Origin of the sequence: Pinirhizobacter sp. (assembly GCF_036499745.1) — a bacterium.
Lineage (GTDB): Bacteria > Pseudomonadota > Gammaproteobacteria > Xanthomonadales > Rhodanobacteraceae > Pinirhizobacter.
The window spans coordinates 148,297-173,992 of record NZ_DASYDG010000030.1; the positions used below are offsets into that span (position 1 = coordinate 148,297).

Consider the following 25,696-nt stretch of genomic DNA (forward strand, 5'->3'; position numbering starts at 1 on the left):
CATGAACCGTCGACAATTCCTCCTGGCCAGCGCGGCAGCCGCCGCCGTCCCTGCCCTGGGCCTGGCGCCCGGACGGCTTTTCGCAGCTCCCGTGGATACGCCGCGCCTGCTGGTGGTATTCCTGCGTGGCGGCTATGACGCCAACAACCTGCTGGTGCCGTATGGCAGCGACTTTTACTACCAGTCGCGACCGAAACTGGCGATCGCCAAACCCGATGCCGCCAATCCCGACAGCGCCACCGCGCTCGACGGCCACTGGGGCCTGGCGCCGTCAGTGAAAGACACGATTAAGCCGCTGTGGGATCGCAAGCAGGTAGCCTTCATTCCGTTCTCGGGCACCACCGACCTTTCGCGCAGCCATTTCGAAACACAGGACAACATCGAGGCCGGCGAACCGGACGGCCATTCGATGGCGCAACGTTCGGGGTTCCTGGCACGCCTGTCACAGGTGATGAAACCGGCAACACCGATCGCCTTCACCGATTCCCTGCCGCTGTCCTTCCAGGGTGCCGGCGACATTCCGAACATCTCGCTGCGCGGCGCCGGCAAGGCATCGTTCGACGACCGACAATCGGCACTGCTGGCCGGCATGTACCGTGGTACGCCGCTTGAGCAAGCCGCCAGTGACGGGCTGAAACTCCGGCAACAGGTATCGGCGGACCTTTCCAGGGAAATGGTGGCCTCCGCGCGCGGAGCCGTCAGTGCCAAGGGATTCGCCCTGGAAACCCAGCGCATGGCCACGCTGATGCGAGACCAGTACCGGTTGGGCTTCGTCGATGTCGGTGGCTGGGACACGCATGTGAACCAGGGCGCGGCCAAGGGCCAGCTGGCCAACAACCTGGGCAACCTGGGCGCGGGGCTGGCGGCGTACGCCGACGCACTGGGCGAGGAATGGAACAACACCGTGGTGATCGTGGTGTCGGAGTTCGGCCGCACCTTCCGCGAGAACGGCAATCAGGGCACCGATCACGGTCACGGCACCACCTACTGGGTGCTGGGCGGCCGCGTCCGCGGCGGCCGTATCGCCGGCGATCAGGTGGCCATCACCCAGCCGAACCTTCTGCAGGACCGCGACTACCCCGTGCTCAACAACTACCGTGACGTGATCGGCGGACTGCTGGCCCGTGGCTGGGGCCTCTCTCCCAAACAGGTGCAGCAGGTATTCCCTGGCTCCAGGCCGAAGGACCTACAGCTGGTGTGACGAACCTGCTACGTTCGGCCCCTGACCAACGTTCGGGGAAGCTTAAGATGAAGACCCTCCTGCTCGCCGGCGCGGTTGCGCTGGGCCTGGCCACCGCTGCGGTGGCAAGCGATGCAACCAAGACGCCGCCGGTGAAGGACATCCTGGCCAAGTCGTCGCCACAGGAATGGCGTACGCCGGACCCTGAGAACCTGCTGTACATGGATCTTCCCCAGGGCCGGGTGATCATCGAACTCGCACCGGACTTCACGCCCCTGCATGCGGCCAATATCCGCACCCTCGTGCGCGAACATTATTTCGACGGCCTGGCAGTGATCCGCGTGCAGGACAACTTCGTTACCCAATGGGGCGATCCCGAGGAAGACGACAAGGCCAAGATGAAATCGCTGGGCAAGGCCAAGGCCTCCCTGCCCCCGGAATTCACCCGCCCGATCGACGCAAAGCTTGCCTGGACACCCTTGCCCGACGGCGATGTATACGCACCGGAAGTAGGTTTTTCCAACGGCTTTCCCGCTGCCCGCAACAAGGCCAGCGGCCAGGCGTGGCTGGCCCATTGCTACGGCGCGGTAGGCGTGGCGCGGGACGTCGGTCCCACCACCGGCAGCGGCAGTTCCCTGTACGCGATCATCGGCCAGGCCCCGCGCAACCTCGATCGCAACCTCGCCGTTGCCGGCAAGGTAATCAAGGGCATGGAATTCCTCTCAGCCTACCCGCGCGGCGCCGAACCCATGGGTTTCTACAAGGACGCTTCCATGCGCACCACGATCAAGAGCGTGCGCATGGCTACCGACGTACCCGCGGCCGAGCGCACGCCGATCCAGGTATTACGCACGGACTCCGCGACGTTTGCCGCGGTGGTTGACGCCAAGCGCAACCGCCACGACGACTTCTATACCCTGCCCGCCGGCAAGATCGACCTGTGCAACATCAATGTACCGGTGCGCGAAAAGCCCTAACGGTATCCGGCGGCCTGCAGTTCGAACAACTCCGCATATTGTCCTCCGGCAGCCACGAGTTCTTCGTGGCTGCCCACTTCCAGCACACGGCCATTGCCCAGCACCAGGATGCGATCGGCCATGCGCACGGTGGAGAACCGGTGCGAGATGATCACCGCGGTTTTCCCGGCGGAGAGATCCTTGAAACGCTGGAACACGCCGTATTCACTGCGCGCGTCGAGCGCCGCGGTGGGCTCGTCCAGGATCAACAAGGGCGCAGCTCGCATGTAAGCGCGGGCGATGGCGATCTTCTGCCATTCGCCACCGGACAGGTCCACACCGCCCTTGAAGAATTTACCCAGCATCTGGTCGTATCCGTTGGGTAGCTTGCCGATCACTTCGTCGGCCATGCTGCGCGCAGCGGCATCCTCGATCCTTGTCTTGTCATCGCGCGCATCGATGCGGCCCACGGCGATGTTCTCTCCCGCCTGAAGGTAATAACGCACGAAGTCCTGGAAGATCACACCGATGTGCGCGCGCAGTGCGTCCAGGTCGTAGTCCTCCAATGGGTGGCCATCGAGCAGGATCTGCCCTTCGTCGGGGTCGTACAGGCGCGAAAGCAGCTTGACGATGGTGGTCTTGCCCGCGCCGTTCTCGCCCACCAGCGCCAGCACCTCGCCGGCGCGCAGGGTGAAATCAAGATGGCGCACGGCCCAGCGCTCAGCGCCGGGATAGCGGAAACCGACATCGACGAAACGGAAACCCTCGCGCACCGGCACCGGGAATGGCCGGGCGTCCTTCGGCGAAAGAATTTCAGGCTGGATGCGGAAAAACGAGAACAGGTCTTCCAGGTACAGCGCTTGCCCCGCCAGCTGCGAGAAACCGGAGAGCAAACCGTCCAGCAAGGTGCGCAGCCGGCGGAACGAGGCCGACAGGAACGTAAGATCGCCGATGGTGAATTCACCATGCACGGTGCGCCAGGCGATCAGTGCATAGGCGCCGTAATAGCCCAGCGTGCCCACCGTGGTGAATAGGCCACCCCAGCTTGCACGCGCCACGGCAATACGCCGGTTGGCCGCGTACATCGATCGGGACAACCTGGTAAAGCGTTCGATCAGGAAGGGGTTCAGGCCGAAGCTTTTAACTTCCTTGGCGCTGCTCGCGCTGGCACCGACCATGCGCAGGTAGTCCAGCTCGCGACGCTCGGGTGTCCATTCATAGCTCACCTGGTAGCTACGCGCGTTGAAGTGGATCTCGCCCAGGAATGCCGGCACCAGCGCCACCACCAACAGCAGGATCAACCAAGGCGTGTACACCGCAAGGCCGATGGCGAAGCTGGCCATGGTCACGATGTCCTGCGCCTGGCCGAACAATTGCGACAGCATGCCGCTGCGACCAGCCACCTGGCGACGCGCGCGGTCCAGGCGGTCCTGCAGGTCGGCGTCCTCGAAGTCTTCCAGGTCCAGGCTTGCCGCGTGTTCCATCAACTCGATGCTGGTGCGGTTGGCGTAAAGCTCCGATAACAGCGAATCCACCAGTGACACCACGCGGCCCAGCAGGTCCGATCCCACCGCCAGCGCGAACTCAGTGCCCAGCAACCACCACAGGTGCTCGTAGTCGAGCACGCCGCCCGACAACGCCCCGCCGCGGATCAGGCGGGTAACTTCGTCGATGATCAGCTTGCCCACGAACAACGTGGCCACCGGCAGTAGCGCGCGCATCAGGCGCAAACCAAGGTCGAGCACGGTAAGGGTACGGCTGGTACGCCAGATCGCCGCCAGGAACTGCGGCACATTGGCCATCGCACCCAGCCGCTCACGGAAACCCAACGGTGGCGTGGGCTCGGGGTGGCGGCCTTGCGTGCGGGATTGACGGGCCATCGATCAGGTTCCGGGCAAGATACGAAGCGGCAAGGGTACGCCGTGTAAGGTAGATGGCGTTACCACGGTCTTTTCCACGACTTCGCACACCCAAGGACACCATCCATGTTTGCCCGCCGTTTCCTCGTCCCCCTTCTTGCCGCGTTGGTCGGCCTCTCCGCCGTGTTGCCAGCGGCTGCGCAGAAGGCGCCGGAATTCACCGGGATCGCCACCTGGCTGAACTCCAAGCCGCTCACCATGCAGGGCCTGCGCGGCAAGGTGGTGCTGGTGGATTTCTGGGCGTACTCCTGCATCAACTGCATCCGAACCTTTCCCCACGTGACGCAGTGGTACCAGAAATACAAGGACAAGGGCCTGGTGATCGTGGGCGTGCACGCGCCGGAGTTCGACTTCGAGCGCCAGGAAGGCAACGTGCGCGACGCCATCAAGCGTTACAACATCACCTATCCGGTGGCGATGGATAACGACCTGAAAACCTGGGATGCGTTCTCCAATCAGTACTGGCCCGCGGAGTACCTGATCGACAAGAACGGCAACATCGTTTCCAAGCGCTTCGGCGAAGGCCACTACCTGGAAACGGAGAACGAGATCCGCACCCTGCTGGGCCTGCCGCCGCTTCAAGGCAACGAGGCGCCCAGCACGCTGGGCCAGGTGGGCAGTCCCGAGATGTACTTCGGCAGCGATCGCCAGGAATTCCTTGCCAGCCCCGAGAGCGGCCGCCTTGGCACGCGCGACTTCACCGCACCGGCGCGGCTTGAACTGAACAAGTTCGCCCTGGTCGGTGCCTGGGAGATCGGCCGCGAGAACGCCACGCTGGTGGGCGCGAACGGTGAGATCCGCCTGCACTACAAAGCTGCCAAGCTGCACATGGTGGCAAGTGCCGTCACGCCCACAACGCTCGAAATCACCGTCGACGGCAAGCCGCAGCCGCCAGTCACCGTGCAGGCCAGCATGCTTTACACGCTGGCCGAGGGCAGCAACTACAACGACCACGTGGTGACCATCAAGGTACCGAAGGGCTCGTTCCACGCCTTTACCTTTACCTTCGGCTGATCACCCGGCCCCCGGAAGTATTCTGCTTCAAGGGGGTTGTCTTTGGACTATCTAAGATATATCGTACATCCACACTTACGATATATCGGAGATAGATCCATGCGCTGGCATGACCGTTTTAACGACATCCGCGACCGCATCCACGAGGCTCACGCCCATCACCACCACCATCACTTCATGGGCCGCCACGGCATGTTCGGCGGCGGTGGCCGCCGGGGCGGCGGCTTCTTTGGCGACGACGAAGACATGCGCGGCGGCCCGATGGGCGGCCGTGGACGCATGTTCGGCCAGGGCGACCTGCGACTGCTGCTGCTGGCCCTGGTCGAACAGCAACCCCGTCACGGCTATGAACTGATCCGCACCATCGAGGAGATGGTCGGTGGCGGTTATTCGCCGAGCCCCGGCACCGTCTACCCCACCCTGACCATGCTCGAGGAGCTGGGCTACGCGGTGGTCGAGGCCACCGACGGCGGCAAGAAGCGCTACGCCATTACGCCTGAAGGTGTGGCCTGGCTCGACGGCAACCGCGCCGAGGTCGACACACTGATGCGGCGCATGCAGGACAACGCGCACCGCATGCACAAGATGAATGCGCCCAACGATGTGCGCCAGGCCATGCACGAAATCAAACACGCCCTGTTCGCCCGTGCCGGTGCCTGGAATGTTGACGAAGCCGCGCGCATCACCGCCATCCTGCGCAAGGCCGCCGCGGCCATCGCCAGTGGGGACAAGGCATGACGGTCGCCATTCACGACAGCCGGCGCGTCCGGCATCCGCTGGTGTTCCGGCATGTCCAGGTGCTGGAGGTACAGGACATCACGCCATCGATGCGCCGCGTCACCTTCGGCGGCGAACAGTTGGCCGGTTTCCACAGCGCCGCACCGGATGACCACGTCAAGCTGTTCTTCCCCGTGAATGGCGAACCGGTGCCGCGACCCACCATGGGAGCGGATGGCATCGTGTTCGGCGAGGACACGCCGCGGCCGCCGATGCGCGACTACACACCACGCCATTTCGACGCAAAAAGGCAGACGCTCGCCATCGATTTCGTACTGCACGGCGACGGCCCGGCGGCGAGCTGGGCTGCCACGGCGGCACCAGGCCAGGTGATCGGCCTGGGCGGTCCGCGCGGCTCGATGCTCATCGCCGACGACTTCGATCACTACGTGATGGTGGGCGATGAAACCGCCCTGCCCGCGATCGGACGCTGGCTCGGCGAACTCCCTGCCGGCGCCAACGCCACGGTGCTGGTGGAGATTGCCGATGAACATAATCGGCAGTCTTTCCCATCGCGAGCGAACGTTCAGGTGACGTGGATGCATCGTGACGGTACGCCGCCCGGTGGCGGCACCCTGCTACAGGATGCCGTGGCTGCGCTACCCCTGCCCGATGGCGACGTGTTCTGGTGGATCGCCACCGAATCACGGCGTGCCCGCTTGATCCGGCAGGCGCTGGTGGCACGCGATGGCGTGAACGCGGAGTGGGTGAAGGCCACCGGTTATTGGCAGCTCGACCCCGCGGACGACTGAACCGGTATTAAGGTTCGCCGACGGCAAACGACATAAATTTGCCGCTCGCTCCGTTATGGCTAGGACTACTGGACTGGCAACGCGGCGGATACCCACGATGAAACGGGGCAGGAAAATCCTGGCATGGGTGCTTGGCATCGTGCTGTTGCTTATCGTGATCATTGTGATCGTGATCGTCACCTTCGACTGGAACCGGGCCAGGCCCTACGTCAATGAGAAGGTCTCCGAAGCCATCGGCCGGCCCTTCGCCATCAACGGCGACCTGAGCGTGCACTGGGCGCGCGAGCCTTCGGAAACGGGCATCGGCTCGATCGTGCCATGGCCTGAATTCACCGCACGGGACATCACCGTCGCCAACCCCGACTGGGCAAAGACACCAAGTTTCGCCAAGCTCGAGGCCGTGCAGTTCCGCCTGGGGCCGCTTGGCCTGTTGCACCATCGCATCATCGTGCCCCACCTGCAGTTGACTGCGCCCACCATCGACCTTGAGCGGGTGAAGGATGGCCGCGACAACTGGACCTTCAAGATGCCCGAAAGCACCGGGCCGTCCGAATGGGCGATGGAGCTCAATGAGATCGGCTTCGACAAGGGCCACATTGAACTGGCGGACGCCGCCACCGCGCTGTCGATGAAGATCGACGTGGCGCAACTGGAAAAAGCCATACCGTTCTCGGACATCCTGGCCCAGCAGGAACAGGCCTCCCGAGGCCAGGCTGGCGCCACCGTGGGTACCTCGAAAGACCTGCGCAAGAACAAGGCGGGCAAGAACGATCGCGCCGACGAAACCAAGCAGCGGCAGACTTACGCCTTCGGCTGGAAGATGTCGGGCAGTTTCCACGGCGCGTCCATCGAGGGCCGTGGCAAGACCGGAAGCGTGCTGGCCCTGCGCGATTCCACCAAGCCTTTCCCGGTGCAGGCCGATACGCGCATCGGCGACACGCACATTGCCATCGTCGGCACCCTGACCGACCCTGTGAACATGGGCGCTCTGGATGTGCGCCTGTGGTTCTCCGGCAGCAGCATGGCCAAGCTCTACGCGATCACCGGCGTCACCTTGCCTGACACGCCCCCCTTCGCCACCGAAGGTCATTTGATCGCCAACCTGAAGAAAGGCAATAGCGTGTTCCGTTATCAGGACTTCACCGGACGCGTAGGCGGCAGCGATCTCAATGGCTCGCTCACCTTCAACGGCGGCGGACCACGGCCAAAGCTCTCGGGTAATGTCACTTCTCACCTGCTGCAGTTCTCTGACCTGGCCCCTCTGATCGGTGCCGATTCCAACAAGGAAAAGGCCCAGCGCGGCGACGCCACCAAACAACCGGCGGACAAGGCGCTGCCGGTGGAACCGTTCCGCACCGATCGCTGGAAGGCGATGGACGCGGACGTTACCTTCGCCGGCGAAAAGATCATCCAGGATGCCAAGCTTCCCATTACCTCGCTGCAAACCCACATGGTGATGGACAACGGCGTACTTAGCCTTCAGCCCCTGAAGTTCGGCATGGCCGGCGGCACGGTGGACAGCACGATCGGCCTGAACGGCCAGGCGGTGCCGATGAAGGGCAACATCAAGATGTCCGCCCGGCACATGAAGCTGAAGGAACTCTTCCCCGGCTTCGCCCCGATGCAGACCAGCTTCGGCGAACTCAACGGCGATGTCGCCCTCTCGGCCACGGGAAATTCGGTAGCAGCTTTGCTGGGCTCGTCGAACGGCGAGATCAAGATGCTGGTCAACGATGGCGCCATTTCCAAATCACTGCTTGAAATTGCAGGCCTCAACGTCGGTAACTACATCGGCGCCAAGCTCTTCGGCGACAAGACGGTGAAGATCAACTGCGCCGCCACCGACATGACCGCCACCAACGGCCTGGTTGACGCCCGCCTGTTTGCCTTCGACACCGAGGACGCGATCATCAATGTCTCAGGCACGGTGGATTTCAAGACCGAAAAGATGGACCTGGACATCGTGCCGCATACCAAGGGCTTCCGCGTGTTCTCGCTGCGCTCGCCGCTGTACGTGCATGGCACGTTGAAGAACCCGAGCCCCGGCGTGCATGCCGGGCCGCTGATCCTGCGCGGCGGCGGCGTGGTCGCTGCGGCGGTGATTGCGCCAGTGGCAGCACTCATTCCGCTGATCTCGCCTAGCTACAACAAGGAAGAGAACACGTGTAACGCGCTGCTTGATCAGGTGAAGAACTTGCCAGCAAAGGCACCGCCGGCGGGAAAGACGCAATCGGCGAAATAGTCGTCAACTGGAAATAGCGCGAATGGATACCCGCGCTTGCAGCATCCGGCCCAGCCAGCGGCGCTCCTAGTTGGCGAATGACTACACAAATCGAAGCAGCCTGCCGCACCCAATTGCACAACGTTTGGGTTCTATGCCCAATGCTACCGGCTCACCCTTTCGAATATTGCGAATTTCGATTATTTCGTTTAGCATGCATACGCCAAATTGCGAATGTCCGGAGCTCCTATCCATGAATACACCCACCCACACCCAGGTGACGCTGCCTGTCGAGCGCGAAGTCCAGGCGGCCGTAGTGGGTCAGCGCGCCTTGGCGGCCTATTTGGCAACTCGGTTCGAAACCCAGCGCATCCAGATTTTTGATGATCATAACCAGGCCCATCAAGTGGAGCTGCCGACGTCGGCGCTTCGGCTATTGGTGGACATCCTGGCCGAGTTGGCCGATGGCAATGCCGTGAAAGTAGTGCCCGTTCATGCAGAACTGACGACCCAGGAAGCGGCTGATCTGCTCAATGTATCCAGACCGCACTTGGTCAAGCTCCTGGAGGAAGGATTCCTGGCGTTTCATCGAACCGGCAAGCACAGGCGCGTTCGATTTATAGACCTCATGCAGTTCAAGGATGCACGAGATAAAGCCAGCGAGCAGGCCATGGCGGAACTCGCCATACAAGCACAAGAATTGGGATACGAGTGAGGCATTCGAACTTTACCGCCATCTACGACGCAAACATCCTCTACCCCAGCCATTTGCGGGCCTTCGTAATGTGGTTGGGCCTGACGGGCAAATTTCGACCGCGCTGGAGCGCTGACATCCACGACGAATGGCAACGCAGTCTACTTGCCGCCCGTCCGGACATATCTCCCGAACAGGTTAAGCGCACCGCTGACCTCATGGACAAAGCGATCCCCGACGCCTGTGTCGAATGGTATCGAGATCTGATTCCGGGGCTGACGTTGCCCGATCCCGATGATCGTCATGTGCTGGCAGCCGCCATTCGCTGCGGTGCCAGTGTCATCGTGACTCTGAATCAGCGCGATTTTCCCACCGAGATCCTGGCGCCTTATGGCATCGAGGCCCAGCACCCCGATGAGTTCGTGGACAACCTCTTCGATCTTGACGCGGCTGCAGTGGTGAAAGCCGCCCAGAAAGCCAGGGCGCAGTTGCTAAACCCGCCCATGTCTGTTGACGACTTTCTCGCCTTGCTTCGCAAGCACGGCCTGGTCCAGACCACTAAGGCCCTCGCCGGCTACCGCACCATCCTCTAACCGGCATCACCACGAAACCAGTCGACCTTTTCTCTCGCCCGGCACCGGGAGATTGCTACCATGCCATCCCATGCAACCCATCGCCAAAGCCCGCCTGCAGATCCACTTCTGCGTCCTCCTGTGGGGCTTCACGGCCATCCTGGGCAAGACCATCGCACTGGACGCCCTGTCGCTGGTTACCTGGCGCATGGCCCTGGTAACCGGTGCGTTGCTGCTGGTGCCACGGGTGTGGCGCTCGCTGCGGGCGATGCCGCTACGCCTGCTCGGCGCTTACGCCGGTATCGGCGTGCTGGTGGCGATCCACTGGCTTACTTTTTACGCCTCGATCAAGCTGGCCAATGCCTCGGTGGGCGCTACCTGCATCGCGCTTGCGCCGGTCTTCCTTTCGCTGGTGGAACCCTGGGTGGCGCGCAGGCCCTTCAATCCGCGCGAGCTTTTGCTTGGCGTCGCCGTAGTACCAGGCGTAGCGCTTGTGGCCGGTGGCGTGCCTGCGCATATGTACGCGGGCATCGCCGTGGGGGTGGTCTCGGCGTTTTTCTGCGCACTCTTCGCTTCGCTCAACAAGCGCATGGTGGAACACGCCGATCCGCTGACTGTCACCTGCGTGGAGCTGGGCACCGGCGGCGTGTTCCTGGCGCTGTTCATGCCGTTCTTCGGGTTCCAGATTCCCACTGGGCACGATGCCTTGTTGTTGGTGCTACTGGCCTACGGCTGCACTCTGCTGCCCTTCGCCCTGGCCCTGGTGTCACTGCGCCACCTGACCGCCTTCGGCGTGCAGATGGTGACCAACCTGGAACCGGTGTACGCCATCGTGCTGGCGGTGCTGCTGCTGGGCGAACAGCGCGAGCTGGGCGTGGCGTTCTACGCGGGTGTGGTGGTGATCCTGTCCGCAGTGTTCGCGCACCCGTACCTTTCGCGCGAGGCGAAGCCGGTACCAGAGTTGATCGGAACCAGCGAAACGCACGGCTAGACGACATCAGCAATGAGCTGCGTAACCCACGCAGCCCCTTGCGGTATCGGCAGCAGCCGAATCAGATCAGCTTGATCTCGCGCAACCGTTCCTGCAGATACTCGTGCGCCGTGATCGGCTCGGGGTAGCGACTGGGGTGAGCACCATCCACGCATGAAGGCAACACATCGATGACGAAATCCGGGTTCGGGTGCAGGAAGAACGGCACGGAGTAACGCGGCTTGCGTGCATTGGCGTTGGGCGGATTCACCACGCGGTGGGTGGTGGACGGATACACGTGGTTGGTCAGGCGCTGCAGCATGTCGCCGATGTTCACCACGATGGCGTCACCCTCGGTGGTGATGGGCAGCCATTCGCCCTCGCGCGTGAGTACTTCCAGGCCTTCGGCGCTGGCGCCCACCAACAGGGTGATCAGGTTGATGTCTTCGTGCGCGCCGGCGCGCTCATTGGGAATGTTGTCCTGCTCGATCGGCGGATAGTGGATCGGGCGCAGGATGGAATTGCCCTGGTCGGTTTTGTCGGCGAAGTAATCTTCTGGCTGGCCGATGTGCAAGGCAAGCGCCCTGAGCACCCGTGAACCCAGGTTGTCGAGCGCCTTGAACAGGCCATAGCCCTGCTCCTTGAAACCGGGCACTTCTTCCGGCCACAGGTTCGGCGCCATCACCTCGGCGTATTTCGAATCCCGGGGAATTTCCCGGCCGATGTGCCAGAACTCCTTCAAGTCCGGGAGCTTCGAATCCTTGGCGGTTTCCACCTTGAACGGCGTATAGCCACGCGCCCCGCCGCCGCCGGGGACGTGATACTTGCGCTTGGTGGCGTCGGGCAAGGCGAAGAACTGCACGAAGTCGTCGTAGGCGGCATCGATATCCTGGCGCGGGATGCCGTGACCTGCGATGCAGCAGAAACCGAATTCCCGGTAGGCGGCGCCCAGTTCCGCCACGAACGCCTCGCGGTCGGTATCGTAGCGACGGATATCCAGGGTAGGTACGTGTTTCATGCGTTTGATCAGCCGGTGACGGTAGCCGCTGATTTTACCGCGTCGGCCAGCCGCGTCGCCAACTGGTGCACTTCGCCCTCCTCCGGCCCCTCCACGGTAACCCGCACCAGGGGTTCGGTGCCCGAGGCACGCAGTACCACGCGGCCCCGGCCAGCCAGGGCGGCTTCCACTTCGCCGCACGTCTGTTTTACGTGCTCGCTGTCCAGAGCCTCGCGGGCGCCATCGGCACGCACGTTGATCATCACCTGCGGCACGGTGGAAAGCCCGGCGCGGGCCACGGTGAGGTCCTCACCCGACATCACCAGGGCCTCCAGTACTGCCAGCGCTGCGACGATGCCGTCGCCCGTGGTGAACCGGTCCAAAGTAAGGATATGCCCGGAGGTTTCCCCGCCCAGCACGCCGCCGCGATCCTTCAGCTGCTGCAGTACGTAGCGGTCGCCCACATTGGCGCGCACCAGGTCCTCGCCCATCTCGCGCAACGCGCGTTCCAGGCCGTAGTTGCTCATCAACGTACCCACCACCGGGCCGCGCAGCATGCCCCGCTCGCGCCAGCTGCGCGCCAGCACGTAAAGCAGGACATCGCCATCGGCGAGCACGCCATGGCGGTCCACCAGCTGCACGCGGTCGCCGTCGCCGTCGAAGGCGATGCCCAGGTCAGCGCCCTTCTCAACCACCGCTTTCTGCAACGCTGCAGGGCTGGTGGAGCCGCACTCATGGTTGATGTTGAAGCCGTCGGGCTCGGCGCCGATGGTGATCACCCTGGCGCCCAGCTCGGCGAAGATTTTCGGGGCCACCTGGTAGGTGGCTCCATTGGCGCAGTCCAGCACGATCTTCATTCCCGCGAGCGAGAAATCCTCGTTCACCGTGCTCTTGCAGAATTCGATGTACCGCGCCGCGGCATCATCCACCCGGCGGGCCTTGCCTAGCTGCTCGGAGGCCACGGTGACGAAGGCGCCTTCCAGGCCATCCTCGATCGCCGCTTCCACCGCATCGGAAAGCTTCTCCCCCTGCGAGGAAAAGAATTTGATGCCGTTGTCGTAGTGCGGGTTGTGCGAGGCGCTGATCACGATGCCGGCATCCGCGCGCATGGAGCGGGTGAGGTAGGCCACGGCGGGGGTGGGCATTGGACCGAGCAGTTTCACGTCCACGCCGGCGGCCACCAGGCCCGCTTCCAGCGCCGATTCAAACATGTAGCCGGAGACCCGCGTGTCCTTGCCGATCACCACGCTCACCCGCGCGCCACGACGGGCCGCCAGGGCGGTGCCCACGGCATGACCCAGGCGCAGCATGAACTCGGCATTGATCGGCCAGTCGCCGACCCGCCCACGAATGCCGTCCGTCCCGAAATACTTGCGCTGGCTCATTGCGTTGGCCGCCTTGGCTCGAAAGGCGGTCATGATACCCCCCGGCGGACGGGGGTCCTACTCGTCGTCCGGCCAGCGTGGGGCGGCCGGACCTGGCCGGGGGGCCACATCGCCGGCCTTGACGCTATGCCAGACGGCCAGGGCATCGACCGTGGCGGCCACGTCGTGCACCCGCAGCATGATGGCACCGCGCTGCACAGCCACCAGGCCCGCCGCCACGGAGCCGGCGGCGCGGTCGGCCGGGTCCTTGCGACCGGTAAGCTGGCCGATCATCGATTTACGCGACAGGCCGGTGTACACCCCGGCACCGAGTTCGGCGAAGCGCGCCGTGGCGCGCAGCAGCGCCAGGTTGTGTTCGAGTGTCTTGCCGAAGCCGAAGCCCGGGTCCACCAGCACGCGGCGCTTGTCGATGCCGGCCAGCTCGCAGGAGAAGATCCGGTCGGTAAGGAAACGATGCACCTCGCCTACCACGTCGTCGTAATGGGGGTTGTCCTGCATCATGCGCGGCTCGCCCTGCATGTGCATCAGACACACCGGCACGCGCAGGTCCGCGGCGGCATCGAGCGCTCCCTCGCGGCGCAGGGCATAGACATCGTTGATCATGCCCGCACCCGCGGCCACCGCGGCGCGCATCACTTCAGGCTTGGAAGTGTCGATCGAAATGGGCAGCCGGGTGGCTGCCACCAGGCCCTCGATCACCGGGATCACCCGGGCCAGTTCTTCCTCGACGGAAACATCCGCCGCACCCGGGCGCGTGGACTCCCCGCCGACGTCGAGCATGTCGGCGCCCTCTTCCGCCAGCCGCAAGCCATGTGCCACGGCCGACGCGGTATGGGCATGGGCGCCGCCGTCGGAGAACGAATCGGGTGTGACATTGACGATGCCCACCACCCGCGCACGGTCAAGCACCAGCGGCCGCCCGTTGCAGTCCAGCGTGGTGGCGAACATCGCGTCGATCATGAGGCGGGACCCTTGCCGCCCAGCTCGCCCATGAAGCCACGGTAGTAACGCAGCTCGTCGATGGAATCGTGGATGTCCGACAGCGCGGTGTGCGCGGAGTCCTTGGCATGGCCCTTGGCCACACCAGGCGCCCAGCGGCGTGCCAGTTCCTTCAGGGTGGAAACATCCAGGTTCCGGTAGTGGAAGAAGCGCTCCAGCTTCGGCATCTGCCGGTGCATGAAGCGGCGGTCCTGGCAGATGGAATTGCCGCACATCGGCGACTTGCCGCTGGGCACCCACTCGCGCAGGAAGGCAAGCGTCGCTTCCTCGGCCACCGAGTGGGTGGCCTGGGACGCCGCCACCTGGCCCCACAGGCCAGAGCGCGTGTGCTGGTTGCGGTTCCACGCATCCATCGCCTGCAGGCGCCATTCCTCGTGGGCAATGGCGAACACCGGCCCTTCAGCCAGGATATTGAGTTCACGATCGGTGACGATGGTGGCGATCTCCAGGATCGAATCCTCGTCGGTATCGAGCCCGGTCATTTCCAGGTCGATCCAGATCAGGTTGTCTTCGTGGGCCTGGGCCATGGTGTCTCCTAGTCTGGCGGGAAGTCTAGGGACCGCGGGGCGGCTTGGAAAGCCAAGGGGCCGTGCGATGATGTGAAGATGGCCGACCCGACCTTCTTCTGGCACGACTACGAGACCTTCGGCGCCGATCCCCGGCGCGACCGCCCCTCGCAGTTCGCCGGGATCCGCACCACGATGGATCTGGAGCCCGTGGGCGAGCCGGTGATGTTCTTCGGCAAGCCCCCGCGAGACTCCCCACCCCACCCGGTGGCCTGCCTGATCACCGGCATCGCGCCGCAGGACGCCGACCGCGAGGGACTTATCGAGGCCGACTTCGCCGCCGCCGTGCACGAGCAGCTGGCCCAGCCCGGTACCTGCGGGGTGGGCTACAACTCGCTGCGCTTCGACGATGAGTTCACCCGCAACCTGCTGTACCGGAACTTCTTCGAGCCTTATGGCCGCGAATGGGAGAACGGCAATTCCCGCTGGGACCTGATCGACCTGGTACGCATGTGCCATGCGCTCCGGCCCGATGGCATTGCGTGGCCGCGCCGGGAGGACGGCGGCGCGAGTTTCCGGCTGGAAGACCTTGCCCGCGCCAACGGGTTGAAACAGGAGCGCGCCCACGATGCACTGTCCGATGTCGAGGCCTTGATCGGCCTGGCGCGTCTGCTGCGCGAAAAACAGCCGCGGCTGTGGGACTGGTACCTGGGCCTGCGGCGCAAGGCGCGGGTGCAGGACCTGCTCGATGTGGTCCACATGACGCCGGTGGTGCATGTGTCCTCACGCTACCCGGCCTCGCGGCATTGCCTGGCCATCGTGGCGCCCCTGGCCATGCATCCCACCCGCAACGGCGAGACCATCGTCTTCGACCTCAACGACGACCCAACTCCCCTGTTCGATCTCGACGAAGAAGCCATCGCCGATCGGATGTTCACCGCGCGGGCCGATCTTCCCGAGGGTGTCGAGCGCGTGGCGTTGCGCACCGTGCGCGCCAACCGTTCACCCGCGCTGGCGCCGCTGTCGGTGCTCACCGCACCGGATATCGAACGGCTTGGGCTGCAGATGGATGCAGCCCATGCCAACCTCGAACGGTTGCGCACCCATCCAGGCCTGGCGGAGAAACTCCGTCGCATCTTTGCCAACGCCGCCAATCTGCCGCCGGCCGTCGACCCGGAACTCGCGCTCTACGATGGCTTCCTGCCCGACGCCGACAAACGACTGCTGGGCCAGGTGCGCGCCACGCCGGCCGAGATGCTGGGCACGGCAGGCTTCACCTTTCGCGATCCGCGGTATGGGGAATTATTGTTCCGCTATCGCGCGCGCAACTGGCCGCACACACTCACCCTGGCCGAACATGAGCGCTGGGAAGCCTTCCGCCAGGCCCGGCTGCACAACAAAGGCGAGCTGACCACCCTGACCCTGGCCCAGTACCGCGCGGAAATTGCCGTGCAACGGCTGCGCCCGGACCTTTCCCCCGACCAACACGCCCTGCTCGATCGCCTCGAAGCCTGGGCCCATGAGCTTGCCTGATGCCACGCGTCTATTTCAGCCCCGCCACCTTCCGCTTCTTCAAAGCCATTGGCCGCAACAACAACCGCAGCTGGTTCCACGACCACAAGGACGACTACGAAAGCCATGTGCGTAGTCCCTACCTGGACCTGATCACCGACCTTGCCGCACCGCTGGCGAAGATCAGCCCGCACTACCGCGCCGACCCGCGCAAGGTGGGCGGCTCGCTGTTCCGCATGCACCGCGACACCCGCTTCGCCGGCGACAAGACACCCTACAAAACCTGGGCCGGCGCGCGCTTCTTCCACGAGCGGCGCCACGAGATCCAGGCGCCGGCGTTCTACATGCATCTGCAGCCTGGCGAATGCTTCGCCGGCGGTGGCCTGTGGCATCCGGAATCGGACGTACTTAAGAAGATCCGTAGCTTCCTGGACGACAATCCCAAGGCGTGGATCGCCGCGACGCGTAGCAAGACCTTCGCCTCGCGCTTCGAGTTCTACGGCGAAAGCCTGTCGCGGCCACCGCGCGGCTTTCCCGCCGACCACCCGTTGATCGACGACCTGCGGCGGAAGAATTTCGCCGCCGGGGAGAATTTCAGCGAGGATCTGGCGTGCTCCACCGAACTGCTGTCCTACCTCGTGGACAACTTCAAGAGAGTCGCGCCCATTGTGGATTACCTGTGCGCCGCCCAGGAACTTGAGTTCTAGGCTTCGTATAGTTCCAGGGGAAGACCATCGGGATCGGCGAAGAAGGTGAAACGCCGGCCGGTGTATTCATCCACGCGAATGGGTTCGCACTCGATGCCGCGCGCATGGAGCATGTCCACCACTTGCGCGACGTCCGGCACGCTGAAAGCCAGGTGGCGCAAGCCCATCGCTTCGGGACGTGATGCGCGCGCCGGCGGGTTGGGAAACGAGAACAGTTCGATCTGCATGCCAGGCGAGACTTCCAGATCCAGCTTCCAGGAATCGCGTTCGGCGCGATACGCCTCGGCGATGACGCGCAGGCCCAGTACACGGGTGTAGAAGTCCTTCGAGCGCTCGTAGTTGCCGGCGATGATCGCAACGTGGTGGATGGATCGAAGAAGTGGTGTATCTGTCTGCGTCATGAAACAGTGTTGCCCGCAACGAAGAGCCGGCGACGCGTGGCCAGCAGGTACACCCCGCACAGCACTCCGATCACCGCCACGCCACCGACATAATGTGCAGGAGCCAGGCCGCCCACCGACTTGGCCATGTAGCCCACCAGCGGTGGCGTCACCGCGGCCAGGATGGCATAGGCCACGTTGTACGACAGCGAGATACCCGAGAACCGCACGTTGGGTGGAAAGGCCGATACCAGCACCGATGGCACGATGCCGGAGATGCCGGCGAAGAATCCCGCCAGGGTATACAGCGGCAGGAAATGCGCAGCGCCCGTGGTGAGGTCGAAGTACAACGCGTAAGTTGCCACGCCCAGGCCGACCGACCCCAACAGCATGGCAAGGCCGCGCCCGACGGCATCCACCAGCAGGCCGCCGCCGATGCAACCGAAGGTCAATCCGAGCGCTGCAAGGCTGGCGCCCATGAAGGCCAGCGGTGCCGGCACCTTGAAGGCGGTCTGCACGATGGTGGGGGTAAGCAGGATCACTACCACGATCGCCGCGGTGAGCACCCAGGTCACCAGCATCGACAGTGCCACCCCGGGCAGGTAATGCGTAAGCACGGCCTTCACCGGCAGCTCCGGGCTGAGTTCGCGGCGTTCGCGCATGCGCATGAACACGGGTGTCTCGCTGAGCCAGCGCCGCAGGTACACGGCGAGGAAGCCGAAAACACCGCCAAGCAGGAAGGGAATGCGCCAGCCATGGTCGAGGATCGCGGCCTGGCTCATGTGCGAGTTCAACCCCTGCGCCATCAACGAGCCGATCAGGATACCGGCGGTGAGGCCGGCGGAAAGGCTGCCGCAGGCCAGTCCCACGCGACGTGCCGGCACGTGTTCGGCCACGAAAACCCACGCGCCGGGCACTTCACCGCCGACGGCCACGCCCTGCACGATGCGCAACAGCAGCAACAACACCGGCGCCAGTGCACCGATCTGCGCATACACCGGCAACAGGCCCATCAGCAAGGTAGGCACGGCCATCAGGAACACACTGAGGGTGAACATCCGTTTACGACCGATGCGGTCGCCGAAATGCGCCATCACGACGCCGCCCAAAGGCCTGGCAAGGTAGCCCACGGCGAAAATCCCGTACGTCTCGAGCAGGCGAAGCCATTCGGGCATCGTCGCCGGGAAGAACAGTACGCTCAGCACCTTGGTGAAGTACGCAAAGATGACGAAGTCGTAGAACTCCAGCGCCCCGCCCAAGGCCGACAGCAGCAGTGTCTTGACGTCCCTGCGGTTAAGGGGACGGTCGTCGACAGGGGCATGATCGACGTTCGTGCTCATGGAGTCATTCATCTATCGGCCTGCCATGTGGATACGGAGCTGCAACGAAAAGCAGCGCTGCGATTTGCATCAAGCCTGGTCGAAGGGAAAGGCCAGCACATCGGCGATGGCATGGGAATCTTCCAGGCACATCAGCAGGCGTTCGACACCCAAGGCCACGCCAGCGCAATCGGGCAGACCATCGAGCACGGCCAGCAAGGCTTCGTCCATCGGCAATTCGATCTGCCCGCGTTCCCGCCGAACGCGGTTGTCCCGTTCAAAACGCGCCCGCTGCTCGGCCGCGTCGTTGAGTTCGTGGTAGCCGTTGGCAAGTTCGGTGGGCCCAAGGTACAGCTCGAACCGCTCGGCCACCGGCGGGTCGTCCCGACGCACGCGCGCCAGTGCACACTGGCTGGCCGGGTAGTCGACGACCACGGTGATGCGGTCGCGGGGAAAGCGCGGTTGCAGCAGGTGGGTCATCAACAGATCCAGCCAGTCATCCCGCGTGAGTCCTTCCGGATCGATGCCGAAACCGGCCAGCGGTGGCTGCAGTTGATCGATCTCGTCAAGCAGGGCGTCCACGCCAAGCTCGCTACGGAACAACTCGCGATAGCTTACGGTAAGCACCCCGGCCTCGCGGCCCTTCAGCGCCAATGCCTCGCGCACCAGCTCAACCACTTCATCGGCCAGCTGCAAGTGGTCGAACCCCACCCGGTACCACTCCAGCATGGAGAATTCCGGATTGTGGCGCCCACCCGCCTCGCCGTTGCGGAACACCCGGCCAAGCTCGTAGATATCGCCGGAACCTGCGGCCAATAATCTTTTCAACGGGAATTCCGGCGACGTGCGCATCCACCGCTCGCGTGGGCCTGCATCGACGTGGCCGGTGAACTGCGTGCAGAAACTCTGGATATTGGGATCGGTATTGGCGGCGGCCGACAACACCGGGGTTTCCACTTCCAGCACGTTGCGAGCGCCGAAGAACGCGCGGACGAACGCGTGAAGCGACGCGCGCCGCGCCAGTCTCTCCCGAAGTGCGCTCACCTATGGCTCCAGTCCATGCGAGGTGAGCAAGGCCAGCAGATCGCCCTCGTCCTTCACTGGAACCCCGAGCTCGGCGGCTTTGGCAAGCTTGGAGCCAGCCGCCTCGCCTGCGTATACGACCGTGGTTTTCTTCGACACCGAGCCCGACACCTTGGCGCCAAGTGATTCGAGTAATTCCGTGGCGCGATCGCGGCCCAGCGCCTGCAGGCTGCCGGTGAGCACGATGGTCTGGCCCTCCAGCGGCAGGCTGGCGGCCTCCGCCTTCGCCGGGATGGCTGCCAGCAGAGCCTGCACGGCTTTCTCAGCGTTGCCCAACTCCTGGCGTGTTTCCTTCGAAGCAAGCGCCGCAGCCAGGTTCGCCGCCGCCGCAGCGTTGAGCCCCGCGGTAATCCAGTGGCTTTCCCCCGCGGAGATCAGTTTCGCCGATGTCGGGAAATGCTGGGCCAGAAGCGCCGTGGCCTTGGGTCCGAGCTTGCTGACATTCAAAGAATCCAGCAGCACCGTCATGCCCAGGCGATCACGCAGCGCGGGCGACGGCGTGGACTCATCACTGAAAGTGATACTCGCGCCTTTCGGATCGACCAGCGCATCAACCACGCGCTGGTTGCCTTCCTGGGCGAAGAACGCCTCGATCGAACGGGCAACCTCCAGGCCGATATCCGGAAGCACGCGCAGTACCGACGCCGGCGTGTGGCGGATGCGTTCAAGGCTGCCCAACCAGTTGGCCAGCGTCTTGGCCGTGCTCTCGCCGATGTGCATGATGCCCAGGCCGAACAGGAACCTCGGCAGCGTGGTTTGCTTGCTTCGCTGGATCGAATCAACGAGGTTTTCGGCCCAACGCGTGGCGATCTTGCCCTGGCGTACGGTCTCAGGCACCGTGCCGTCGCGTTCGTCCAGCTGCTGTTTCATGTCGACGAAACGCTCGACGGTGAGGTCGTAGAGGTCGGCCGGCGTGTGCACGATGCCCAGCTCCACCAGGCCGTCGATGAAGCGGTCGCCGAGGCCATCGATATCCATCGCCCGGCGCGAGGCGAAGTGGATCAGGGCTTCCTTTCGTTGCGCAGCGCAGATCAATCCACCCGAGCACCGAAAAGCGGCGGCACCCTCCTCGCGCAGTAGGGCTGAACCACAGACCGGGCATGTCGAGGGCATGCTCCACGGATGCGTGCCCTTCGGCCGCATGTCTTCCACCACCCTTACGACCTCGGGAATGACATCGCCCGCCCGGCGGACAATCACCCCGTCGCCCACGCGAACATCCAACCGTGCCACCTGGTCGGCGTTGTGCAGGGTAGCGTTGGTCACCGTCACTCCGGCGACCTGCACGGGGGCAAGACGCGCCACGGGCGTGGCGGCGCCGGTGCGGCCGATCTGGATCTCGATGGCTTCCACCCGGGTGGTCTGTTCCTGGGCGGGGAATTTATGTGCCAGCGCCCAACGCGGGGCACGCGACACAAAACCCATCTCGCGCTGGCCGGCGTAGTCGTCGAGCTTGTAGACCACGCCGTCGATGTCGTAAGGCAAGCTGTCGCGCCGGGCGCCGATGCGCTTGTAGTACGCAATCAGTCCCTTGAAGCCCTTGCCCGTAGACACTTCCGGCGACACTGGGAAGCCCCATTCGCGCAGCTTCTTCAAGGTAGCGGAGTGCGTATCGGGAAGCTCGCCGCCCTCGACGATGCCGGTAGCGTAGGCGAAGAAAGTAAGGGGACGCTTGCTTGTTACCGCAGGATCGAGCTGACGCAGTGAACCTGCCGCCCCATTGCGTGGATTGGCCAGTGGCTTCTCGCCCGCGGCCAGCGCGCGTTCGTTGAAAGCGGCAAAAGCGGCACGCGGCATGACTACCTCGCCACGCACTTCCAATACGGCGGGATAACCCTCGCCGCGCAAGCGCAGCGGAATGGCTTTCATCGTGCGCAGGTTCGCGGTGACGTCCTCGCCCGTGGCGCCGTCGCCGCGCGTGGCGCCCTGCACGAACACGCCCTGCTCGTAACGAAGGCTGATGGCCAGGCCATCGAGCTTCGGTTCCACCGAAAATACCGGCTCCCGGCGGCCAAGCGTCTGTTCGATGCGTCGCTCGAAGTCGGCGACATCCTTGTACCGGGTTTCGTCAGTGTCGCCATCGTCCTGGAAGGCATTGCCGAGCGAAAGCATCGGCAACCGGTGCCTGACCTCGGCGAAACCGCCATGGGCCCGGGCGCCGACCCGCCGGGTGGGCGAGTCGTCGCGGGCGAGTGCGGGATGTTCTTCCTCGAGCGTTTCGAGTTCGCGCAGGATCCGGTCGTAGTCGGCATCGGCCATCGCCGGATCGTCGAGCACGTGATACCGGTAGTTGGCATCCTCGATGCGTGCCCGCAGTTCCTCGGCGCGGGCCAGGACGTCGGCAGGAGGTGCAGGTGCGGTCATGCTTGGGCTCGGCGTGGCTAACCGACAGGATGTTACCGGTGCAAGGCCTCGGCCGGGTAGTCGACCTTCAAAACGCGAAGCGAGCGTGAATGGCCGTCGGGCATCGGCCAGGCGATATGCTGGCCCACTTTCAGCCCGATCAGCGCCGAACCCACCGGGGCCAGGATGGACACCGTATCCGGGCTGCCGGCCATGGGCGGATAGACCAGGGTAAGGCGGCTCTCATGGCCCGATTCCTCGTCTTCGAAGGTCACGGTGGAATTCATCGCTACCGTGTTCTTCGGCAGCTTGCCCACTTCCACCAGGCGCGCGCGCGCAAGCTCCGCGCGCAGTGCGGCGTAACGCTCGCTTTCAGCCACGGGCTGGCGGTCAAGAAGGGCCTCGATGCCGTCCATGTCGCGCTCGGTGATGGTGATGCTAGGTTTCCTGTCCATGCGTGCTCCAAGGCGTAACGCGCCGGAACATCTTGCCCCGGCGTGGGAATCTGGAAAAAGGTGAAACCAGCATAACCATAGGGGTGTGAACGCCGGTCAACAAGGCCGGGAACTTCCCCCTTGCAAGGTATAATGCCGCTAATGCCTGACAGCCTGAAAGTCCCGCTGGCCCCCACGCCCGTCACCGTCGCCACGGCGGCCGCGGCCAGCGCAAAGGCAGGGCACAGGGGGTTGATCTGGCTGGTGGCGGCCGCCTTTTTCATGCAGGCGCTCGATTCCACCATCGTCAACACCGCCGTGCCGGGCATCGCCTCGGCCCTGGCCGTCACCCCGCTGTCCATGCGCAGCGCCCTCACCACCTACGTGCTTACCCTTGCCATTTTCATCCCGGCCAGCCCCTGGCTGTGCGACCGCTTCGGCACGCGCCGGGTGTTCGGCGCCGCCATCGGCGTGTTCGCGCTCGGTTCGCTCCTGTGCGGCCTGGCGCAGTCCCTGCCACAGCTGGTGGCCGCGCGCGTGGTCCAGGGCCTTGGGGGAGCAGCCCTGATGCCGGTCGGCCGTTACGTGCTGGTGCGTACCATCGACCGCAAGGATTTCGTTTCGTCGATGACCACGGTGGCTACCTTCGGCCTGATCGGCTCGGTACTGGGCCCCCTGCTGGGCGGCGTGCTGGTGCAGTACACCTCGTGGCGGGCGATCTTCCTGATCAACGTGCCGGTAAGCCTGCTCGGCCTGTATTTGAACCGCCGGCAGATGCCCGAATACCGCCTCGACGAACCGCGCCGTTTCGACACCCTGGGCTTCGTCCTGTTTGCCGGTGCGTCAGCCCTGCTCCTGCTTGCCTCGGAGAAGGCCGGCGGCGTGGGGCAATGGGGCGAGGTGGCGCTATGGTCAGCGGTGGCGGTGCTGCTGGGGTTCCTTTACGTGTTGCATTCACGCCGCACGGAGTTTCCAGTAACGGACCTGAAACTTCTCAAGGTGCGTAGTGTGGCCGTGGCACTTGCCGGCAACCTCTTCACCCGGCTGGGCGTTTCCGGCATGTTCCTGCTGCTGGTGCTTTTCCTGCAGCTGGGCTGCGGATGGTCGCCCAGTGTGGTGGGCCTGATGATGGTGCCCCAGGCGCTGGGCGCGATCGCCGTGAAATGGGTAGTGAACCGCTTGCTGCTTCGGTTGGGCTACCGGCGCCTGCTGCTGGGCAATACGGTGGCGGTGTCGCTGATGCTGGCGTCGTTCACCCTGGTCGGCCCGCACACCTCGCTGGTGGTGATAGCACTGCAGGTATTCGCCTACGGCGCCTTCATGTCATTGCAGTATTCCTCGATGAACACACTGGCCTATGTCGACCTTGACGTCAGCCACGCGTCGATGGCTTCGTCCATGGCCTCCACGGCGCAGTATCTGTCGATGAGCTTCGGCATTGCGCTGGCTTCGCTGCTGATGGAAGCCTTCCTGACCGGCCGCGAACCGGCGCAATACGTGCATGCCTTCCGCTGCTCGATCCTGATCCTGGCCGCCCTTACCCTGGCTGCCAGCTGGATTTTCTCGCGACTACGCCGCGATCACCCGGTGAATCCGCGCACAACCGACGAAACCACGGCAGTGTAAGATCCTCCCGGCTGGGTGGTGACGGATGCTGCCCAAGCGCTTCGCACCCGAGGCCACAGATCAAGGTTGATCCCATGCACCATGCCAGCGCCATCCTTCTCACGCTCTTCGTCATCTTCGTTGCCGCCCAGCTCGGCGCGGAAATCGCCCAGCGGCTGAAATTGCCAGGGGTGGTCGGGGAAATCGCAGCCGGCTGCATCGTCGGTCCCTCGGTTCTAGGCTGGGTACAGCTCGACCAGATCGCCGACGGTACGCCGCTATCGGTGATCGCCGAGATCGGCGTGGTGCTGCTGTTGTTCTCCGTGGGCCTGGAAACGCGCCTGGACGACCTCAAGAAGGTCGGCAAAAGCGCCATCCTGGTAGGGGTGCTCGGTGTCATCATTCCTTTCGCCGCCGGTGCCTGGTGGGCACACGGCGAAGGCTACGAATGGGCCAAGTCGATGTTCGTGGCCGCGGCCTTCGTGGCGACCTCCGCCGGCATCACCGCGCGCGTGCTGCAGGAACTGGGCGTGCTGCAGCGGATGGAAAGCCGGGTGATCCTGGGCGCGGCGGTGATCGACGACATCCTGGCCATGCTGCTGCTGGGCGTAGTGGTGTCGATGCAGGGCGGCGGCGAACTCAACATCCAATCGCTGTTGATCACCCTTGGCAGCGCAGTGGGTTTCATCGCCGTGATCGGCTGGGGCGGCTCGAAGGTGATGCGGCGCAACTCCGCCTGGCTGGACAAACCCTTGAGCCCGTGGTCGTCACTGAACATCGTGCTGGCGCTGTGCCTGGGGCTGGCATTCCTCTCCACCGAATTCGGCCTGGCCGCCATCATCGGCGCCTTCCTGGCCGGCATGATCGCCTCGGAAACCCGGCAACGCGAGCAACTTGAACATCAGGTAGGCCCCCTGCTGGCCCTGCTTACGCCGTTCTTCTTCGTCATTACCGGCGCGAAGATCAACCTGGCGGAACTAGCCAGCGCGCATGCGCTGTGGCTGCTACTGGTGGTCACGCTCATCGCCATCGCGTCCAAGCTCCTGGGCGGCTATCTCGGCGCACGCTCGCTGGGCAACCGGGGCGCCCTCATCGTGGGCTTCGGCATGGTGCCCCGTGGCGAGGTGGGCGTGGTGATTGCAAGCCTGGGCCTTGCCGCGGGTGTCTTCACCGAGCAGTTGTATGCCGTGATTGTGGCCATGTCGCTGCTCACGGCGATGGTGACGCCGCCGATCCTGGCGGTGCTGCTGAAGAAGGCGCCCGTGGAGACCGTGGACGAAGCGGTGTCCGGCGGGTAGCCAAACGGCGAATTCATGCCTCGGAGTATGACCTGCGTCACCATGGCGGAGGTCGTCGTCGGCTTATCTTCAC

General features: G+C 64.2%; 23 protein-coding genes. 13 read left to right on the forward strand and 10 right to left on the reverse strand.

Going from position 1 to position 25,696, the window contains the following annotated elements:
* The first annotated feature begins 1 nt into the window (after position 1).
* Positions 2-1,201, forward strand: coding sequence for a DUF1501 domain-containing protein (locus VGM61_RS10950; protein WP_331522845.1), 1,200 nt, complete (start codon positions 2-4; stop codon positions 1,199-1,201).
* A 47-nt stretch (positions 1,202-1,248) separates the two neighbouring features.
* Positions 1,249-2,157: a peptidylprolyl isomerase gene (locus tag VGM61_RS10955; RefSeq protein ID WP_331522846.1), complete on the forward strand. Its 909-nt coding sequence runs from the start codon at positions 1,249-1,251 to the stop codon at positions 2,155-2,157.
* On the opposite strand, the gene VGM61_RS10960 is transcribed toward VGM61_RS10955, so the two are convergent.
* On the reverse strand, positions 2,154-4,016 hold the full coding sequence (locus VGM61_RS10960; RefSeq protein WP_331522847.1) for an ABC transporter ATP-binding protein: 1,863 nt from the start codon (positions 4,014-4,016) through the stop codon (positions 2,154-2,156). The two genes, VGM61_RS10955 and VGM61_RS10960, sit on opposite strands and share 4 nt — an antisense overlap.
* 105 nt (positions 4,017-4,121) lie before the next feature.
* Here VGM61_RS10960 and VGM61_RS10965 point away from each other — a divergent pair, with 105 nt between their 5' ends.
* The 7 genes from VGM61_RS10965 (at position 4,122) to VGM61_RS10995 (ending at position 11,076) form a co-directional block, all read left to right on the forward strand.
* Positions 4,122-5,069 carry a thioredoxin family protein gene (locus tag VGM61_RS10965; RefSeq protein ID WP_331522848.1) on the forward strand — a complete coding sequence of 316 codons (948 nt, stop codon included), beginning with the start codon at positions 4,122-4,124 and terminating at the stop codon, positions 5,067-5,069.
* Between the two features lie 99 nt (positions 5,070-5,168).
* Entirely contained in the window at positions 5,169-5,807 is a 639-nt protein-coding gene (locus VGM61_RS10970) for a PadR family transcriptional regulator (RefSeq protein WP_331522849.1), read from the forward strand.
* Positions 5,804-6,598 (forward strand): siderophore-interacting protein, encoded by a 795-nt coding sequence (locus VGM61_RS10975; protein WP_331522850.1) that lies wholly within the window; start codon positions 5,804-5,806, stop codon positions 6,596-6,598. Before VGM61_RS10970 ends, VGM61_RS10975 begins: the two co-directional genes overlap by 4 nt.
* Before the next feature lie 97 nt (positions 6,599-6,695).
* Positions 6,696-8,840, forward strand: a complete 2,145-nt coding sequence (locus VGM61_RS10980; protein WP_331522851.1) for an AsmA family protein — start codon at positions 6,696-6,698, stop codon at positions 8,838-8,840.
* Positions 8,841-9,072: 232 nt separating this feature from the next.
* Entirely contained in the window at positions 9,073-9,534 is a 462-nt protein-coding gene (locus VGM61_RS10985; RefSeq protein ID WP_331522852.1) for an excisionase family DNA-binding protein, read from the forward strand.
* Positions 9,531-10,106 (forward strand): PIN domain-containing protein, encoded by a 576-nt coding sequence (locus VGM61_RS10990; protein WP_331522853.1) that lies wholly within the window; start codon positions 9,531-9,533, stop codon positions 10,104-10,106. Before VGM61_RS10985 ends, VGM61_RS10990 begins: the two co-directional genes overlap by 4 nt.
* 70 nt (positions 10,107-10,176) lie before the next feature.
* Entirely contained in the window at positions 10,177-11,076 is a 900-nt protein-coding gene (locus VGM61_RS10995) for a DMT family transporter (protein WP_331522854.1), read from the forward strand.
* Between the two features lie 61 nt (positions 11,077-11,137).
* Here VGM61_RS10995 and VGM61_RS11000 read toward each other — a convergent pair whose 3' ends face one another.
* The 4 genes from VGM61_RS11000 to orn are packed head-to-tail and all read right to left on the reverse strand — an operon-like array spanning position 11,138 to position 14,963.
* Positions 11,138-12,073, reverse strand: coding sequence for an isopenicillin N synthase family dioxygenase (locus VGM61_RS11000; protein ID WP_331522855.1), 936 nt, complete (start codon positions 12,071-12,073; stop codon positions 11,138-11,140).
* Positions 12,074-12,081: 8 nt separating this feature from the next.
* Positions 12,082-13,437 (reverse strand): phosphoglucosamine mutase, encoded by a 1,356-nt coding sequence (gene glmM / locus VGM61_RS11005; protein WP_331522952.1) that lies wholly within the window; start codon positions 13,435-13,437, stop codon positions 12,082-12,084.
* A gap of 57 nt (positions 13,438-13,494) precedes the next feature.
* Positions 13,495-14,397 (reverse strand): dihydropteroate synthase, encoded by a 903-nt coding sequence (gene folP / locus VGM61_RS11010; protein ID WP_331522856.1) that lies wholly within the window; start codon positions 14,395-14,397, stop codon positions 13,495-13,497.
* Positions 14,394-14,963 (reverse strand): oligoribonuclease, encoded by a 570-nt coding sequence (gene orn, locus VGM61_RS11015; RefSeq protein WP_331522857.1) that lies wholly within the window; start codon positions 14,961-14,963, stop codon positions 14,394-14,396. Before orn ends, folP begins: the two co-directional genes overlap by 4 nt.
* A 78-nt stretch (positions 14,964-15,041) precedes the next feature.
* On the opposite strand from orn, the gene sbcB reads away from it, so the two are divergent.
* Positions 15,042-16,475: an exodeoxyribonuclease I gene (gene sbcB, locus VGM61_RS11020; RefSeq protein ID WP_331522858.1), complete on the forward strand. Its 1,434-nt coding sequence runs from the start codon at positions 15,042-15,044 to the stop codon at positions 16,473-16,475.
* The gene (locus VGM61_RS11025) at positions 16,475-17,161 is read left to right on the forward strand and encodes a DUF2461 domain-containing protein (RefSeq protein WP_331522859.1); all 687 of its coding nucleotides are present in this window, start codon (positions 16,475-16,477) and stop codon (positions 17,159-17,161) included. The genes sbcB and VGM61_RS11025 overlap by 1 nt, the downstream gene beginning before the upstream one ends.
* Here the strand turns inward: VGM61_RS11025 and VGM61_RS11030 are convergent.
* The 5 genes from VGM61_RS11030 to rnk form a co-directional block, all read right to left on the reverse strand.
* Positions 17,158-17,562, reverse strand: coding sequence for a VOC family protein (locus VGM61_RS11030; RefSeq protein ID WP_331522860.1), 405 nt, complete (start codon positions 17,560-17,562; stop codon positions 17,158-17,160). The genes VGM61_RS11025 and VGM61_RS11030 overlap by 4 nt on opposite strands.
* On the reverse strand, positions 17,559-18,881 hold the full coding sequence (locus VGM61_RS11035; RefSeq protein WP_331522861.1) for an MFS transporter: 1,323 nt from the start codon (positions 18,879-18,881) through the stop codon (positions 17,559-17,561). Before VGM61_RS11035 ends, VGM61_RS11030 begins: the two co-directional genes overlap by 4 nt.
* Before the next feature lie 69 nt (positions 18,882-18,950).
* A complete protein-coding gene (gene epmA / locus VGM61_RS11040) occupies positions 18,951-19,904 on the reverse strand; it encodes an EF-P lysine aminoacylase EpmA (protein ID WP_331522862.1) in 954 nt (317 codons plus the stop codon).
* On the reverse strand, positions 19,905-22,307 hold the full coding sequence (ligA, locus tag VGM61_RS11045) for an NAD-dependent DNA ligase LigA (RefSeq protein WP_331522863.1): 2,403 nt from the start codon (positions 22,305-22,307) through the stop codon (positions 19,905-19,907). It abuts the gene before it with no gap.
* A gap of 32 nt (positions 22,308-22,339) precedes the next feature.
* A complete protein-coding gene (gene rnk / locus VGM61_RS11050) occupies positions 22,340-22,741 on the reverse strand; it encodes a nucleoside diphosphate kinase regulator (protein ID WP_331522864.1) in 402 nt (133 codons plus the stop codon).
* A gap of 141 nt (positions 22,742-22,882) precedes the next feature.
* On the opposite strand from rnk, the gene VGM61_RS11055 reads away from it, so the two are divergent.
* Positions 22,883-24,346 carry an MFS transporter gene (locus VGM61_RS11055; RefSeq protein ID WP_331522865.1) on the forward strand — a complete coding sequence of 488 codons (1,464 nt, stop codon included), beginning with the start codon at positions 22,883-22,885 and terminating at the stop codon, positions 24,344-24,346.
* A 74-nt stretch (positions 24,347-24,420) separates the two neighbouring features.
* Positions 24,421-25,623: a cation:proton antiporter gene (locus tag VGM61_RS11060; RefSeq protein WP_331522866.1), complete on the forward strand. Its 1,203-nt coding sequence runs from the start codon at positions 24,421-24,423 to the stop codon at positions 25,621-25,623.
* Positions 25,624-25,696 lie beyond the last annotated feature (73 nt).